At 71.7% G+C, this 15701-nt stretch carries 12 protein-coding genes; 5 read left to right on the forward strand and 7 right to left on the reverse strand.

Annotated elements, in window-relative coordinates; translation table 11 throughout:
* Nucleotides 1-90 precede the first annotated feature (90 nt).
* Genes ACIBEF_RS29575 through ACIBEF_RS29585 form a run of 3 tightly spaced genes read right to left on the reverse strand, consistent with a single transcriptional unit; the run spans nucleotide 91 to nucleotide 2210 of the window.
* Nucleotides 91-717 (reverse strand): hypothetical protein, encoded by a 627-nt coding sequence (locus ACIBEF_RS29575; protein ID WP_396796590.1) that lies wholly within the window; start codon nucleotides 715-717, stop codon nucleotides 91-93.
* Nucleotides 718-740: 23 nt separating this feature from the next.
* Nucleotides 741-1145, reverse strand: coding sequence for a YbaB/EbfC family nucleoid-associated protein (locus tag ACIBEF_RS29580; RefSeq protein WP_396796592.1), 405 nt, complete (start codon nucleotides 1143-1145; stop codon nucleotides 741-743).
* Between the two features lie 21 nt (nucleotides 1146-1166).
* Nucleotides 1167-2210 (reverse strand): hypothetical protein, encoded by a 1044-nt coding sequence (locus ACIBEF_RS29585; protein WP_396796594.1) that lies wholly within the window; start codon nucleotides 2208-2210, stop codon nucleotides 1167-1169.
* 162 nt (nucleotides 2211-2372) lie between these two features.
* On the opposite strand from ACIBEF_RS29585, the gene ACIBEF_RS29590 reads away from it, so the two are divergent.
* Nucleotides 2373-3020, forward strand: a complete 648-nt coding sequence (locus ACIBEF_RS29590; protein ID WP_396796595.1) for a hypothetical protein — start codon at nucleotides 2373-2375, stop codon at nucleotides 3018-3020.
* Between the two features lie 13 nt (nucleotides 3021-3033).
* Here ACIBEF_RS29590 and ACIBEF_RS29595 read toward each other — a convergent pair whose 3' ends face one another.
* Nucleotides 3034-3825: a DUF3152 domain-containing protein gene (locus ACIBEF_RS29595; protein ID WP_396796597.1), complete on the reverse strand. Its 792-nt coding sequence runs from the start codon at nucleotides 3823-3825 to the stop codon at nucleotides 3034-3036.
* A gap of 177 nt (nucleotides 3826-4002) precedes the next feature.
* Between ACIBEF_RS29595 and ACIBEF_RS29600 the strand changes: the two genes are divergently transcribed.
* Nucleotides 4003-4503: a SigE family RNA polymerase sigma factor gene (locus ACIBEF_RS29600; protein ID WP_396796599.1), complete on the forward strand. Its 501-nt coding sequence runs from the start codon at nucleotides 4003-4005 to the stop codon at nucleotides 4501-4503.
* On the forward strand, nucleotides 4500-5258 hold the full coding sequence (locus ACIBEF_RS29605) for a hypothetical protein (RefSeq protein ID WP_396796601.1): 759 nt from the start codon (nucleotides 4500-4502) through the stop codon (nucleotides 5256-5258). The genes ACIBEF_RS29600 and ACIBEF_RS29605 overlap by 4 nt, the downstream gene beginning before the upstream one ends.
* Before the next feature lie 14 nt (nucleotides 5259-5272).
* Here the strand turns inward: ACIBEF_RS29605 and ACIBEF_RS29610 are convergent, their stop codons facing one another.
* Nucleotides 5273-8110: an ATP-binding protein gene (locus ACIBEF_RS29610; protein WP_396796602.1), complete on the reverse strand. Its 2838-nt coding sequence runs from the start codon at nucleotides 8108-8110 to the stop codon at nucleotides 5273-5275.
* 201 nt (nucleotides 8111-8311) lie between these two features.
* Here ACIBEF_RS29610 and ACIBEF_RS29615 point away from each other — a divergent pair, with 201 nt between their 5' ends.
* On the forward strand, nucleotides 8312-9766 hold the full coding sequence (locus ACIBEF_RS29615; protein ID WP_396796604.1) for a M28 family peptidase: 1455 nt from the start codon (nucleotides 8312-8314) through the stop codon (nucleotides 9764-9766).
* Nucleotides 9767-9828: 62 nt separating this feature from the next.
* Here the strand turns inward: ACIBEF_RS29615 and ACIBEF_RS29620 are convergent, their stop codons facing one another.
* A complete protein-coding gene (locus ACIBEF_RS29620) occupies nucleotides 9829-10527 on the reverse strand; it encodes an SDR family oxidoreductase (protein WP_396796605.1) in 699 nt (232 codons plus the stop codon).
* Between the two features lie 149 nt (nucleotides 10528-10676).
* Here ACIBEF_RS29620 and htpG point away from each other — a divergent pair, with 149 nt between their 5' ends.
* On the forward strand, nucleotides 10677-12605 hold the full coding sequence (htpG, locus tag ACIBEF_RS29625; RefSeq protein WP_396796606.1) for a molecular chaperone HtpG: 1929 nt from the start codon (nucleotides 10677-10679) through the stop codon (nucleotides 12603-12605).
* Between the two features lie 55 nt (nucleotides 12606-12660).
* Here the strand turns inward: htpG and ACIBEF_RS29630 are convergent, their stop codons facing one another.
* Nucleotides 12661-15483 carry an AfsR/SARP family transcriptional regulator gene (locus tag ACIBEF_RS29630; RefSeq protein WP_396796607.1) on the reverse strand — a complete coding sequence of 941 codons (2823 nt, stop codon included), beginning with the start codon at nucleotides 15481-15483 and terminating at the stop codon, nucleotides 12661-12663.
* Nucleotides 15484-15701: the final 218 nt, after the last annotated feature.

A 15701-nucleotide genomic window follows, 5' to 3' on the forward strand; every position in this document is an offset into this window, starting at 1 on the left:
CCGCTACGACAAGTTGGCCGTCCGGTTCCAGGCCGTCCTGACCATCACCATCATCTGCGAATGGCTCTGACCGGGCTTATGAAACACGCCTTAGGGGACCGGGCCACCCGCGGCGGCGAGTGCCTCCAGGAATTCCCGGAGGCGGCGCGCCCGGCGAAACCGCCCCTCGAAGAGACCGATCTGCCACGCGGCGGGGCTGTCGACGCTGCTGCGCCAGTGCTCCGCGAGCTTCTGCGTGTCGGCGTTCGCTGTCAGCGCCTCCGCTGCTGCGGGTGGCAGGTCGAGGACGAGGAGCGGGCCTCCGGGGCTGTCGCGTTCCACACGAACGCCGCTGAGCGCACGGGCCGGCAATCGCAGGTCCCACCAGGCCGGGTCATCCGGGTCGGCGTCGGCCAGTTCATCGGCCCACACTCCGCGCAGTCGGCCGCGGACCTCCCCGTCGGTGACCGACAGCATCGGGAGCCCGGCGCCGCCGCCATACCAGGTGACGGCGCCGATATTCGCCATCAGCAACAGCAGAGGAACGGCCACCACCACGGCGGGCACGGCGACGAAGGGCAGCCACGGCGTCAGCGAAGCCAGTGGCGCGGTCACGAGGAGGGCCAGGATCCCGGCGACCATCAGGCCGAGAACTCCGCCGACAGTCATCGGGCGCATCTGATAGCCGGCCTTGATCGGCCGCAGCGTGCCGAGCACCCGCAGCAGCCGTCGACGCATGCGCAGCTCCGGCGCCCCGGTGCTCACAGCTGGCCGAGGCCGGCGCGCAGTTGTTCGAGTTTGTCCCGCTGCGCGTCGACGAGCCGCCGATACTGGGCGACCTGTTCCTGGGCCTGGCGCACCGCGTCGGCGCCGTACACGTCGGCGCTCTGGGTCACCTGCGAGACCGCGTCCGCGAGGCTGGCGCTGGCCGCGTCGGCGGCCCGGCCAGCGGCGGTAAGAATCGCCTCTCGCAGCTCGTAGGTCTGCATCCGTCGGGTGCCCGCCGCCAGGTCGATGTCGACGAGGCGACCGCTCGCGTCGCACGTCGCGCGCACCAACTCCGCGTCGTCGGTGCCCTCGCCGGTGAGGTTCTGCATGGCGGCGGCGAACCGGGTCGCCTGCTCGGCCATCCCCTCGATCCGGCGTTGCACGTCTGGGTCGATCACGAAGGCTCCTTGTGGCGGAGGTCAGGCGAAGTTCTCGCCGACGCGGAACTCGGTCAGGTCCGGTGTGCCTGCCACACCGTCGTCCGGCAGCGCCAGCAGCTTCAGGAAGTCCTTGAAAAGCCCGTTGATGAGCGCCAAGACCAGGCTGCCCACCGCGGTCACCCCGGCGATCATGGTGGTGGTGGAGCCAGCCACAGCGGCCCCGGCCGCCTGGATGATCGGCTCCAGCGCGGGGGCGGCAAAGGGCGCGAGTTGGGCGGTGCGCATGGTGATCAGCCAGGTCAGGAACGGCACCGTCATCGCGCCCAGGGCGATCCATAGACCGGCGAGGGCAATCGTCAGGGAGTGCAGGGTCTCGCCGAGGGTGCGGATGTATGCGCCAAGCTCGTCGAGATGGGCCTTGAGCTTGGTCGACATGATGACGAAGCTGTCCTTGCCCTGGCCCTTCCAGGTCGCGGTCGCGGCCGAGCAGATCTTGTCGAAGTTCGCGTTGAGCGCCTTCTGCAGATTGTCGCCGTGACGAATCAGATCGGCACCGGCCTGGGCGATACCGATGGGGTTGGCCACGAACAGGGCCGCGCCGGTCACGCCGACGATGAACGTCGGGCACAGCGCGGCGCAGGCCGACAGGCCAGCCATGATCGCGCCGATCTCCGCCAGCGAGATCGAGGCACCGACGGCGACGAGCAGCGCCGGATCCTGGGTGAGCTGGGCAGCACTGGTCCTGCCGTAGGCATCGCCGAAACTGCTCGTCGGCACCGGCGTGCCACCAAACCCGCCCACGTGCAGGTTCTCCGCGCGCTCGTACTGATCCGCGACCACGCCGAGTTTCTCGCCGATCTGCCGGCACACGTCCGCAGCACCCCGGACGTCCTTCACGAGGAATTCGACGCGCTGGATGTAGGCCGCCTCCGCCGGCGACAAGGCGATGCCGAAGCCGGGAGCATCGATGGCGGAGTTGCGGGCGAACTCGTCCGCCTCGTTCGCGTAGTCCTCAGCGATCGTGGTGCCAAGGGTTCGCGCACGCGCGCGAACGTCAACCGGGTCCACCGCGAAATCGACCATGCCGCCCCCTCGCTGCCCGCGTTCCTGGCATCGTAGGCGAGCAGGGCGCGGCCGGCTGTCCTCGAACCTGAGACGCGTTCGTCGCCACGGTGGGCGGTGTCACCCACGCGATCCCACCACGCGGTACGGTGCGTGGCATATCGGCACATCGGAGGTGGCGTCATGCCTACCGTCGTCGTCCTCGCGCTGACCCTCGCCCTCGCGCCCGCGCCGTCCCCGTCGACCAGCTCGAACCCGCTCGGTGACATCGTCGGCGGCGTCGGCCAGATCGTCGACGACCTGCTCGGCGGCGACGCGCCGAGTGCCGCTCCGACGCCGAGCGTCACCCCCACCGCGGCGGCCACGCCGAGTCGGCCGCCGGTCGCCGGTCAGCCCAGCCCGGTGAAACCCGTCGCGATCCCCGGGCCGGCCGGGTCGACGAGCGGCGTCCTCGCACCCGCGGCCCCGGATCGCCGCACCGCCGGCGAGGGCACCGGCACCCGCGAGGCCGCCGTGCCCTGGCGCGACGGCGACACCCCCGCACCGACCCCGCCGCCGGCCCTGGCCAACCCCACCCGGAATGCCTGGCCCCCCGCGTCGTACCTGCTGGTCGTGGCGGTCCTCGCGGTGCTGGCACTGCTGCTCGTGCGCCGCCGGGCACCGGCCCCCGCCGCCGCACCCGACCCCGGTCCGGTACCGGACTCCGGGCCGGCGCCGGATCCCGACCCGGTCCCGGACAACGTCAGTCGACTGCCGACCAGCCTCAACGCCATCTACGAGATGGGCCGGCAGGACGAGCGCCTCGAGCAGGAGCGCCGCCGCCGCACCTGACGGCACGCCGTCCTCAGGATGCCGAGTAGGCGCCCTCACGCCGGGGGACCGCGTCGTCGTACGCCCCGACCGGCCCGCTGTAGCGGGCCTTGCCCTTCGGGTACGGCCAGGCGTTCGCGGTGCAGCCGTGCAGGCCCAACGTCTGCTGCTGCATCACCGGCGCCGGTCGGCCCCGCCCGGGGCACCGTTCGTGGCCGTGCCCGAGTTTGTGCCCCACCTCGTGGTTGACCATGTACTGCCGGTAGGTCTCCAGGGTCGCGCCGTAACCCGGCACCCCCTTGACCCAGCGCGCCACGTTGAGCACCACCCGGCCCCCGTTGCGGCAGGAGGTGTAGGCGTCCGGCACGTCCTGGCAGAGGGTGTCGCGGGTGCCGGGGGTCGCCAGGTAGATGGTGAAGTCGGTCGGTTCGTCGGCACCGACCCGGCGCAACCGCCACGCCCCACCCGCCGTCCACCCGCGTGGGTCGTTCAGCGTCGCGGTGATCGCCGTGGCGATGTCCCTGACCGGCAGGCCCCGGATGTCGCGCTCCACGGCGACCCGGTAGCGCAGCAAACTGCCGGCCGTGGCGCGTCCGGGGGCCGTCTCGCCGGGCGCCACCGACCAGCGGTTGCCGCCGGTGGCGGGGTAGCTGACTCCGATGACGGGCGCGGAACTGGGTCGGACCTCGGCGGCCCCGGTCGGCCGACCGACGGATGTCGCCGGCCCGCCGGGCGGCGGCCCGGCGGTGACCGGGTCGGTGGCGGGTTGCCCGGCGGCGGGCAGGCCGCACCCGGTGAGCAGCGCCACCACCAGCAGTGACGCCATCGAAGCGGGACCCCTCCGGCGGGTAACCTTCGTCGACATGTCTCTCCCCTCGCGCGTCGCTCGGCGGCGGCGCGGAGGAGAAGACGGGTGACAGTGGCGAAAAGTTGATGTGACCCAGCGCTCAACCTTTTGCCGACCTCGCCCGTCTCTAGCTCTGTGGCACGGGGAGGGTTCGCGGTGGCGCGGGGTGACGCCGATTTCGTCGAGTTCGCGCGGGCGGCTTCCGCGCGACTGGTGCACGCCGCGTACCTGATGACCGGTGACGACCACCAGGCCGAGGACGCCGCGCAGACCGCGCTGGTGCGCACCTACGCGTCGTGGTCGCGCATCCACGACGACGACGCCTACGGGTACGCCCGCCGCACCCTGGTCAACCATCTGGTCGACGGGTGGCGACGGCCGATGCGGGAGTACCCGACCGACGAGGTGCCGGAGCAACGGCGTGGCGACATGGCCGACGACGTGGCCACCCGGCGCTGGTTGATCACCATCCTCGGCGCGCTCAGCCCGCGGGAGCGCGCCATCGTCGTCCTGCGCTACTACTTCGACCTGCCCGAGGCGCAGGTGGCCCGGGAACTCGCCGTGTCCGTCGGCACGGTCAAGAGCACCAGCTCGCGAGCCTTGGAGAAGTTACGCACCGCCGCGCCCCGCACGGCCGACGAGAGGGCGCGCCGATGAGCGAGCTGGAACGGCTCCGCGACGCCATGCGGGCGACCGAGCGCCCCGACGCCGTGCTCGATCTGGCCACCGTGATGCGCGAGGGACGTCGGCTGCGTACCCGTCGACGTGTCGCCGGAGCCGGGGCGGCGACGCTCGCTACCGGTTTGGCCGCCGTGGTCGTCGTTGTTGCTGTCGGCGTGTCCGGGCCGGGCGATCCGGCGCCGACCGAGCGCCCGCAGCCGGTCGCCGTCGCTCCACCGTCGGTCGGTGTCTCGCCGTGGGCGGAGCAGTCGCCGGGCTCCACGCCACCGCCGACGGTGGGCCGCGACGTGCCGCAGCCGAAGCCGATGGGCCACATCGTGGACAGCCAGGTGTGGCACGGCAAAGACCGGCGGGTCTACTACTTCGTGTCGGTGTCCGTGCCCGGCGAACCCAAGGTGTCGATCGGTCTGGCCGCCGGTCGCCAGGCTCCGGACGGCTCGCTGACCACGGACATCATGGTCAACGACGTCCACGGCAGTGACCGCAGCGCCGGGTTCCACCAGATCGGCTACGACGAGGGCGTCGCCGCGCCGGTGCCCACCTTCGGCTACTTCGTCGGCCCCGCCAAGCGGATCATCGGTACGGTCGACGATCGGCAGGTCGACGCCCGAGTGGCGCCATGGAGTGCCGACAAGCAGGTGCTGATCTTCTGGTTCGACCCGGCGCAGCTCAGTCCGGGGGAGCGGCTGGACGGCATCATCGCCCACGACGCCAGCGGCCGCCGACTCTGACGCGCTGCCGCCGCTCAGGCCAGCCGGCGCTCGATGGTCACCGTCGTCCCCTCGGCGGTGGAGACCAGCCGCACGTCACCGTAGGCGTTCATCAGCAGCGCGCCGCGTCCCCGGTCTATCGCCGGCCGGCGGTCCCGCCAGGTACCGAAGTCCCGAACCGAGATCCGGATCAGCCCGCCACCCACCTGGACGCGCACCCGTACCTCTGGACGGCTGGGTCGCTGTGCGTGCTCGACGGCGTTGTTCATGGCCTCGGAGGCGGCGAGCAGGAGATCTTCCAGCACGTCCGGGTCGACGTCCAGCTCGACCAGCGCGCCTCGGACGTCCCGACGCATCGCGGCGGCCGAGGTCGGCGCGGACGGGAACGTCCACCCGACGTCCAGGAGGTCGCCCAGCTCGCCCAGCTCGCCCAGCTCGCCCAGCTCGCCCAGCTCGCCCAGCTCGCCCAGCTCGTCCGGCTCGCCCAGCTCGCCCGGCGCCGGCACGACCACGGGCGCGTCGGCGACGGGGTCGACCGCCGGGCTCGGCGTGCCGGGACCGACCGGGGCGGTTCGGGCCGGGGGAGCTGCGGCAGCGACCGTCGGCGGGTCGTCGACGGCGGCCACGGCAGGGCTACGGTCGCGGGATCGGCGGATGCTGGCCCGGATCCGGGCGATCAACTCGGCCGTGGCGAACGGTTTGACCAGGTAGTCGTCGGCGCCCAGGCTCAGGCCCTCCACACTGGCGTCCCCACCCGCGCGGGCGGAGAGCACGAGCACCGGCAGCGCCCGGGTCGTCGGGTCGGCGCGTAGCCGGCGCACCAGATCGAAGCCGTCCAGCACCGGCATCATCACGTCGGTCAGGACCAGGTCGGGCAGGTCACTGCGAATCTCGTCGAGGGCCTGCCGGCCGTCGGTGACGGCCCGCACCCGCCAGCCCTGCCCGGTGAGCAGCCGGGTGAGGTACGCCCGCATGTCGGCGTTGTCGTCGGCGAGCAGGATCCGGGCCCCGGCCAGCTCGTCGGTGGCCGCCCCGGAGGTGGGATCGGGCTCGGTCGGCGCGTCGTCCGGTTCGGTGAGCCAGCCCATCGCCTCTTCGACTGCGGCGCGGGCCGCGTCACCCCGCCCGTCCACCGCCGGCCCGGTGATCGCGGCGCGGTGCGCCGCCGACCAGGGCAGCGTCACGGTGAACCTGCTGCCGACGCCCACCTGGCTGGTCACGCGGACGTCGCCGCCCTCCAGCCGGGCCAATTCGTGCACCAGGGCCAGGCCGATGCCGGTGCCCTCGTGACTGCGCGAGCGGGCGCCCCGCACCCGGTGGAAGCGTTCGAAAAGTTTCGGCAGGTCCCGTTCCGCGATGCCGATGCCGGTGTCCGCGACGGTGAGGCGTACCTCCTCGTCGTCGCTGTCCAGGGTGACCCGGATACGGCCGATGAACGTGTACTTCAGCGCGTTGGAGAGCAGGTTCGTGACGATGCGTTCCCAGTTGACCGGGTCGACCGCGACGGGCCGGGGCAGCGGCGGGCAGCTCACCTCGAGGGTCAGCCCGGCCCGCTCGACGGCGGCCCGGAACACCCCGGCGAGTTCGGCGGTCAGCGCGGCCAGATCCACCATCCGGGCGTCGCTGCGCGCCCGCCCGGCCTCCAGGCTGGAGAAGGTGAGCAGGCTGTTGACCAGGGTCAACAGTCGGGTGGCGTTACGCCAGCCGGTCTCCACCCGCTCCCGCTGCACCGCCGTCAACGGCGCGGTGGCGTCGGTGAGGGCGTCGGTCAGCGGGCCGAGGATGAGGGTCAACGGGGTACGGAACTCGTGGCTGACGTTGGCGAAGAAGTCGGTCTTGACGCGGTCCAGTTCCGCCATCGCCTCGACCCGGCGCCGCTCCTCCTCGTACTCCCGGGCGTTTCGCAACGCCGCGGAGATCTGCTGGGCGAGCAGTTGGTGGAAGGAGTGGTACGCCTCGTCGAGCCCTCGGCTGGGGCTGACTCCGGCGAGCAGGACGCCGAGCGGCTGATCCTCGTCGGCGGAGGGCAGCGGCAGCGCCAGCGCGGTGCGGACCGGGTCGTTCCACGGGCCGGCGGGCAGCGGCAGCCGGTCGGCGACGTCGCTCACCGGGGTCGCCCGGCCCTCGGCGGCGTCCGGCAGCCCCCAGGCGTACGCGGGCGGACCCGGGTCGGTCAGCTCGACGGCGTCCGGCAGGGCCCGAGCGTGGCGGTGATCCCCGCCGGTGCAGGCGACCCGGCGCAGCGCCGTGCCGTCGCGCAGGTAGATGGCGGCGAACGGCACGTCCAGGGGGTGGCCGTCGATCACGTCGATCAGCCGGGCGGCGGTGGCGTCCACGTCCGTGCGCCCGTCGCCGAGCACTGACAGGTCGCGCAGGAGACGGAGCCGGCGTTCGCCGACCACCTGCTGGGTGACCTCGCTGCACACGGTCAGGACGCCGACGGTGTGGCCGTCGTCGTCGCGGGCCGGGGCGTGCGAGACGCTGAAGTACGCCTCCTCGCGGTAGCCGGCCCGCTCCAGCAGTAGTTGCAGCGCGGGGACCCAGCTGGCCACACCGGTCGCCATGGCCTCCTCGATCAGCGGGGCGAGCACGGGCCAGCCCTCGGCCAGCGTCACCCGTACGTCGTCGCCGAGCGCGGCGGGGTGCTTGTCGCCGATCAGCGCCGAGTACGCGTCGTTGTAGAGCTGGGAGTAGCTCTCACCCCAGAGCAGCAGCATGGGGTACCGGGAGGCGAGCACCATCCGGACGGCGGCGCGCAGGCTCTGCGGCCAGCCGCCGACCGGGCCCAGCGGGGTGTCGGCCCAGTCGAGTCGGGCCATCAACCGTCCGGTGTCGCCGCCGCCGAGGAACAGGTCAGTGCTGGGTCGCGTCACGCTCGATCCGACCCCATCGCAAGCCCCCGTTCCGGGCCCGACGACCCCTGCCGCATTACCTACCCATCCTGACACCTCTACTCACCTGTGCCGACGCCGGTACCACCGTCGAACCGGCGGCGGTTCGGGACGAACGACCGATGCTCATGAAATAGATATCTGTAAGTCTCTCGGGTATCTCTCCAACCCCGAGGAGCCCCCATGAGAGGCAGAACGCTGAGCGCGGGAATCGCGCTTGCCGTGTTCGCCGGGATGACGGTGACGCTGGCCACCCAGCCGGCGACCGCGTCACCTTCGACCGCGACGACGGCGGTGACCCGGCCGATCGCCGCGTACGCCGCCGCGTTGGCCGCGCCGGACATCTCCGTCACCAACGTTCAGGCGCACCTGACCCAGTTCAACACCATCGCCACCAGCAACGGTGGCAACCGGCGGGCCGGCTCCGCCGGCTACACCGCCTCGCTCAACTACGTCAAGACCAGGCTCCAGGCGGCCGGCTACACAGTCACCGAGCAGTACTGCTCCAGCTGCACGTACCCCTCGAACAACCTCATCGCCGAGTGGCCCGGCGGCCCGGCCGACCAGGTGGTCATGTTCGGCGCGCACCTGGACGGCGTCTCGGCCGGTCCGGGCATCAACGACAACGCCACCGGCTCGTCGACCCTGCTGGAGAACGCGCTGGTCCTCGCCGCGCAGAACCCGACAGTGACCAAGCGGGTGCGGTTCGCCTGGTGGACCGACGAGGAGCAGGGGCTCAACGGCTCCCGGTTCTACGTCAACTCGCTCAACTCCACCCAGCGCGGCTACATCAAGGGTTACTACAACTTCGACATGGTCGGCTCGACAAACGGCGGCTACTTCATCAACCGGGTCAGCTCGACCACCGCGGCGCCGCTGAAGGCGTACTGGGACTCGTTGGGCCTGCAACCGGAGGAGAACGTCGAGGGTCAGGGCCGCTCCGACGACTACTACTTCCAGCAGGCCGGTATCCCCACCTCGGGGTACGCCGCCGGCGCCAGCGCGCGCAAGACCAGCGCCCAGGCGGCCAAGTGGGGTGGCACCGCCAACTCCGCGTACGACCCCTGCTACCACCGGTCCTGCGACACCACCGCCAACGTCAGCGCCACGGTGCTGAACCGGGCGGCCGACGGAGTCGCGTACGCGCTCTGGCAGCTCGCCGTGGGCGGCGGCACCCCGACCTGCACCGGAGGTCAGGTGGTCGGCAACGGTGGCTTCGAGAGCGGCAACACGACGTGGACCGCGTCCTCCGGCGTGATCACCACTTCCAGCGCCCAGCCGGCCCGGACCGGGTCGTACAAGGCGTGGCTCAACGGCAACGGCAGCAGCGGCACCGAGAGCCTGACGCAGTCGGTGACACTGCCGGCCGGGTGCGCCAGCTACACGCTGTCCTTCTGGCTGCACATCGACACGGCCGAGACCACCACCTCCAGGGTGTACGACCGGCTCACCGTGCAACTGGGGTCGACCACGCTGGCGACGTACTCGAATCTGAACAGGGCGTCCGGCTACGTCCAGCGCAGCTTCTCGGTGGCCGGGTTCGCCGGGCAGACGGTGACGCTGCGCTTCACCGGCACCGAGGACTCGTCGTTGCAGACCAGCTTCGTGATCGACGACGTGACGCTGGTGGCGAGCTGACCGCGTACCCCGAAAAAGGGCCGCCGCCGGCAGTGTCCGGCGGCGGCCCGTCACGTCGTGGGTCAGGACAGCTGTGGGTAGAGCGCGGCGACGCCGCCGGGGAACCCGGCCTGCACCCGCCGGCTGACGTCGTCGGCCACGATCTCGTAGGCGTCGGCCTCGATGCCGTCGACCGCGAGCCGGGCGATCGAGGCGGGGTCGGACTTGGGGCCGGTGATGGTCGCGGCCATGTCGGTGTCCAGGTAGCCGACGTGCAGGCCGGCGACGCGGATGTCCCGCTCGGCGAGTTGGAGGCGCAGCGCGTTGGTCATCGCCCACTCGGCGGACTTGGCGGCACCATATGACCCGTGCAGGGGGAAGTTCACCCAGGACAGGACGGAGAGCACGTTGAGGATGGTTCCGCCGCCGTTGCCGGCGATGACCGGCGCGAACGCCCGGATCGTCGACAGGGTGCCGATGTAGTGGGTCTCCAACTCCAGCCGGACGAGGTCCAGGTCGCCGTCGAGCAGGTCGGTCCGGGTGTCGATGCCCGCGTTGTTGATCAGCAGGTTGACGCCGCCGGCCAGCTCGGCGGCGGCGGCCACCGAGGCGGGGTCGGTGATGTCGAGGCGGACCGGCGTCACGCCGGGCAGGTCGACGCTGTCGGGGTTGCGGGCGCCGGCGTAGACGGTGGCGCCTCGGGCGAGGAGTTCGGCGGCCAGGTGTCGGCCGAGGCCACGGTTGGCGCCGGTGACGAGGGCGGTGCTTCCAGCGATCTTCATGACCGTCACGCTATCCGACCTGACTTCTGCTAAGCAAAGTCAGCTATGTCACGGCGGCGGTCGACGGGATCGGGAATACGACCTGGACGCGCCCACACCCCGACCGGTGACGACTCGTATCCTTTCCGCGAACCTCCGTACGAGCCGAGATGGGAGACGGTGTGAGCAACCAGGCCGAAACGTTGGAGTTCCAGGCCGAGGCGCGTCAGCTCCTCCAGTTGGTGGTCCACTCGATCTATTCGAACAAGGACGTCTTCCTGCGGGAACTCATCTCGAACGCGTCCGACGCCCTGGACAAGCTCCGGCTGGCCACCCTCGTCGACAAGGACCTCGTCGCCGACACCGACGACCTGCACGTCGCCCTGGAGATCGACCGCGACGCCCGCACCCTCACCGTGCGCGACAACGGCATCGGGATGACCCGCGACGAGGTCGTCACGCTGATCGGCACGATCGCCAAGTCGGGCACCGCCGAGCTGCTGCGCCAACTGCGCGAATCCGCCGACGCCCACGCCAAGCAGGACCTCATCGGGCAGTTCGGCGTCGGTTTCTACGCCGCGTTCATGGTCGCCGACCGGGTCACCCTGCTGACCCGCAAGGCCGGCGAGACCGGCGGCACCCGCTGGGAGTCCACCGGCGAGGGCACCTACTCGATCGAGGCGGTCGACGAGGCGCCGCAGGGCACCACCGTGACGCTGCACCTCAAGCCGGCCGACACCGAGGACAACCTGCACGACTACACCGCCGAGTGGACCGTCCGCGAGATCGTCAAGCGCTACTCCGACTTCATCGCCTGGCCGATCCGGATGACCGTCGAGCGCCCCGGCGCCGAGGGTGAGCCCGCCACCAGCGAGGTGCAGACCCTCAACTCGATGAAGGCCCTCTGGGCGCGGCCCCGCGACGAGGTCGACGCCGCCGAGTACAACGAGTTCTACAAGCACGTCAGCCACGACTGGGCCGACCCGCTCGAGGTTGTGCACATGAAGGGCGAGGGCACCTTCGAGTACGAGGCGCTGCTCTTCCTGCCCAGCCACGCCCCACTGGACCTGTTCTCCCCGCAGGGCCGCCGGGGCGTCCAGCTCTACGTCAAGCGCGTCTTCATCATGGACGACTGCGAGGCGCTGGTCCCGACCTACCTTCGCTTCGTCAAGGGCGTGGTCGACGCGCACGACCTGTCACTGAACATCTCCCGGGAGATCCTCCAGCAGGACCGGCAGATCCAGATCGTCCGCCGCCGGCTGGTCAAGAAGGTCCTCGCCACGGTCAAGGACCTCAAGGCCAACCACGCCGAGCGCTACCGCACCTTCTGGACCGAGTTCGGCGCCGTCGTCAAGGAAGGGCTGATCGACGACACCGACAACCGGGACACCCTGCTGGACATCCTGTCGGTGAACTCCACCAACGACCCGGACGAGCCAACCGACCTGGCCGGCTACGTGTCGCGGATGAAGGACGGCCAAACCGACATCTGGTACGCCACCGGCGAGTCCCGGGCCGCCATCGAGAACTCGCCGCACCTGGAGGCGTTCCGGGCCAAGGGGCACGAGGTGCTGCTCCTCACCGACCAGGTCGACGAGGTGTGGGTCGAGCGGGTCGGCACGTACGACGGTCGCCCACTGCGCTCGATCGCCAAGGGCGAGATCGACCTGGACACCGACGAGGAGAAGCAGCAGGCCGAGGCCGAGCGCGAGCAGCAACGACAGGAATTCGCCGGGCTGCTCGACTGGCTGGGAACCACCCTCACCGACAGCGTCCGGGAGGTCCGCCTGTCGTCGCGGCTCACCACCTCACCGGCCTGCGTCGTCGGCGACGCCCACGACCTCACCCCGACCCTGGAGAAGATGTACCGGGCGATGGGGCACGAGATCCCCACCACCAAGCGGATCCTGGAAATCAACCCCGGTCACCCGCTGGTGTCCGGGCTGCGCAAGGCCCACGAGCAGGGCAGCGACACCGCCGCCCTGACCGAGACCGCCGAGCTGCTCTACGGCCTGGCGGTGCTCGCCGAGGGCGGTGAGCTGACCGACCCGGCCCGCTTCACCCGGACGCTCGCCGACCGGCTGGCCCGCACCCTGTAACTGGCGTACCCCGGCCGGCGGCCCGCCCGAGCAGCGGGCCCGCCGGCCGGTCGCGTCACGGTCCGTCGTTGTTCGTGAGCCGACCACGGATGCGTTCCGCGTCCGGGTGCCCGAGGTCCTCGAGAAGGCGCAACGCCGTTCGCCAGCTTTCGGCCGCCCCGGCCTCGTCACCGGCCTCGGCCTGCGCCTCGGCCAGGTGCCCGAGCGTGTCCGCCTCGTAGTACCGGTCCCGGAACTCCCGGTACAGCTCCACCGCGTGCCGGTACGAGCCGACCGCCTCCGCCGGTCGCCCCGCGCGGTGCTGTGCGTACCCGAGAGTGTCCCAGGTCGGGGCCTCACCCTGGCGGTCGTCGAACTCCCGCAACAGCGCCAGACCCTGCCGACACGCCTCGATCGCGGCATCGTGCTCACCCAGTTGGGCGCGGTACCAACCGATCGCGTTCAACGCCATCGCCTGCCCGTACCGGTGTCCGGCGGTGCGGTACAACGTCAGCGCCGCCTCCGCGTGCTGGACCACCTCTGCGCGCCGGCCCTGCCGGTCGGCCATCTCGGCCAGGTCCAGGCAGGTGTGCCCCTGGTTCGCCGGGTCGTCGAGGGCCCGGAAGAGCTCCAGTGCCCGCTGAAGCTGACCGGGTGCCTCGTCGAGCTGGCCCAGCCGGGCCTGGGCACGGGCCAGACTGCGGTGCGCGTGCGCCTGCCCGGCCGAGTCGCCACCGCGCCGCGCGGCGACCAGCGCCGTACGCTGCACCGCCAGTTGATCGTGCCAGCCGCCCTGCCGGTCCAGGAAGATGGTCAAACTCCAGGCCAGTTGCCAGGCGTGCCGTTCGAACCCGCTGGCCGCGCACCGCTCGACCAGTGCGATCAGCACCTCCCGTTCCCGGGTGAACCACGCCGCCGCCTCGTCGTGATCGCTGATCTTCTCCGGTCGGACCCCGGTAACAGCTGGCGGCAGCGCGATCGGGTCCCAGTGTGGGTGCAGCAGCACGGCAGCAGCGTGCGCGCTGTGCAGGTAGTGGTCGAAAAGCCGACCCCGCGCCTCAGCCCGGTCGCCGGTCCGGTCCTGCTCGCCGGAAAGCTCGGCCGCGAAGGCCCGCAGCAGGTCGTGCATCCCGTACCGGTCCGGACCACGCTCCAGCACCAGGTGCGCGTCGGCGAGTTCGGCGAACGCCGCCCGGACCTGGCGGCGCTCGACGCCAGCGAGGCTGGCCCCGGCCGTCGTACTGATTGTCAGGTCCGTGCTGCCGCCGACCAGCCGGAACAGCCGGGCCGTCGACTCGGTCAGCAGGCGGTACGACCAGGACAGGGCCGTGCGCACGCTGCTGGCGGGGTCGCCGGCGTCCAACCCGTCCAGACCCCCGTCGGTGCGCAACTGCGCGCCCAGCTCGGCCAGGGAGAGCTGTGGCCGGACCACCGCCCGGGCCGCGACCACGACCAGCGCCAACGGCAGCCGGTCACAGAGCCCGACCAACTCGCCGATGGCAGCTCGCTCCCTCTCGGCCCGCACCCCGATCCGCGCGTGCAGCAGAGCGGCCGCGTCCCCAGCGGTGGGCAGATCCAGCACCAACGGCTCGGCGCCCTCGGTGGCCACCAGGCCGGTCAGCCGGTCCCGGCTCGTCACCAGCACCAGGCAGTGGGCGGACCCGGGTAGCAGCGGCCGGACCTGCGCGGCGTCCCGGGCGTTGTCCAGCAACACCAGCATCCGTCGACCGGCCAGCAGGCTCCGATAGAGCGCTGTCTGCTCCTGCGGGTCGAACGGCAGTTCCCGGGGCGACACACCGAGCGCCGCGAGAAAGCCGCGCACCACCTGCTCGGCACTGCGCACCACGCCACTGTGGCTGTAGCCCTCAAGGTTGGCGTAGAGCTGCCCGTCGGGGAAACTCTCGACGACCCGGTGGGCCCAGTGCACGGCCAGCGCCGTCTTGCCCACCCCGGCCAATCCGGAGAGCACCGCCACCGGCACGGCTCCGGGATGCGCCTCGGCATTCGCCCGCAGGGCGCTCAGCCGAACCAGCTCTGCCTCCCGTCCCGCGAAGCCCCGGACGTCCGACGGCAACTGCGCCGGGACCGGTTGGGCCGGGGTCGGCCGCGCGACGGGACCGGCCGCGCCCGGTGTCGGAACGGGTTCGGCGCGGGGCGCCGGCACGGTGACCTCACCGCGCAGGATGGCCTGGTGCAACTGGCGAAGTTCCGCGCTCGGGTCCGCACCGAGCGCATCGGCCAACCGTTCCCGTAAGCGGGCGTAGTACGCCAGGGCTTGTGCGCCTCGGCCGGCGGCGGCCAGCGCGCGCAACAACGCGGCGGCGACCGGTTCGTCGAGCGGGTGGTCGTCGGCGAGCCGGGTCAACGGGTCGATCACCGCATCCGGATCACCCCGGCGAAGCGGGCCGCGGGCCCACTGCACGACGGTGTCGATGTGCCGGCGGTGCCAGTCCTGCCGGATCCGGGCCGCCCACTCACCGGGCACGCCGGCCAGCGGCTCGCCGCGCCACAGAGCCATCGCCCGGCGCAGCAGCTCCGTTTGCTCCGGGTCGTCGTCGGCCAGTTCGTCGGCCCGCCGCCGCAGCACGTCGAAGTGCTGGCCGTCGACAGTCTCCGGCGGCAGGTCCAGCAGGTACCCACCGGAGCGGCGGACCAGAGCGTCCGGCGCCCCGGCGGCGGTCAGCACCCGGCGGATCCGAGCGAGGTAGACGTGCAGGTTGTGCCGGACCCGCGGCGGCGGGGAATCACCCCACACCCGATCCACCAGGGATTCCGCGCGGACCGGCCGGCCCACGTCGACCGCCAGCGCGGCGAGGACGGCGCGTTGCCGGGCCGGTCCCGCGTCGATCAGCTGGCCGTCCGTCCACACCTCGACTGGCCCGAGGATCCGAATCTCCATGAACCGCCGCTCGCCCCCGTGTCGCCGGTCGGCCAAGCCGGCAACCGCGACCGGATTGAGGTTCCGGCAGGAATCCGCCGACCTACCGCGCGAATCATCGTAGGCACAGCGGCATCTCTCAATCCGATGTCGGCAACTCGACTCACGGCCGCCTCGGTCGTGACGAGACCCGGAGGTCACTCACGTGCGAAATATTCGGCGAAGGCTCACGTCCGCCC

The sequence above is a fragment of the Micromonospora sp. NPDC050795 genome, assembly GCF_044456785.1.
In the GTDB taxonomy this organism is placed as follows: domain Bacteria; phylum Actinomycetota; class Actinomycetes; order Mycobacteriales; family Micromonosporaceae; genus Micromonospora.

What these genes read in the sequence shown, in the direction of transcription:
- ACIBEF_RS29590 (WP_396796595.1), top strand. Translation starts at nt 2,373, where the DNA reads ATGCCTACCGTCGTCGTCCTCGCGCTGACCCTCGCCCTCGCGCCCGCG.
- ACIBEF_RS29595 (WP_396796597.1), bottom strand. Translation starts at nt 3,825, where the DNA reads ATGGCGTCACTGCTGGTGGTGGCGCTGCTCACCGGGTGCGGCCTGCCC.
- ACIBEF_RS29615 (WP_396796604.1), top strand. Translation starts at nt 8,312, where the DNA reads ATGAGAGGCAGAACGCTGAGCGCGGGAATCGCGCTTGCCGTGTTCGCC.
- ACIBEF_RS29605 (WP_396796601.1), top strand. Translation starts at nt 4,500, where the DNA reads ATGAGCGAGCTGGAACGGCTCCGCGACGCCATGCGGGCGACCGAGCGC.
- ACIBEF_RS29585 (WP_396796594.1), bottom strand. Translation starts at nt 2,210, where the DNA reads ATGGTCGATTTCGCGGTGGACCCGGTTGACGTTCGCGCGCGTGCGCGA.
- ACIBEF_RS29575 (WP_396796590.1), bottom strand. Translation starts at nt 717, where the DNA reads ATGCGTCGACGGCTGCTGCGGGTGCTCGGCACGCTGCGGCCGATCAAG.
- ACIBEF_RS29620 (WP_396796605.1), bottom strand. Translation starts at nt 10,527, where the DNA reads ATGAAGATCGCTGGAAGCACCGCCCTCGTCACCGGCGCCAACCGTGGC.
- htpG (WP_396796606.1), top strand. Translation starts at nt 10,677, where the DNA reads ATGGGAGACGGTGTGAGCAACCAGGCCGAAACGTTGGAGTTCCAGGCC.
- ACIBEF_RS29630 (WP_396796607.1), bottom strand. Translation starts at nt 15,483, where the DNA reads ATGGAGATTCGGATCCTCGGGCCAGTCGAGGTGTGGACGGACGGCCAG.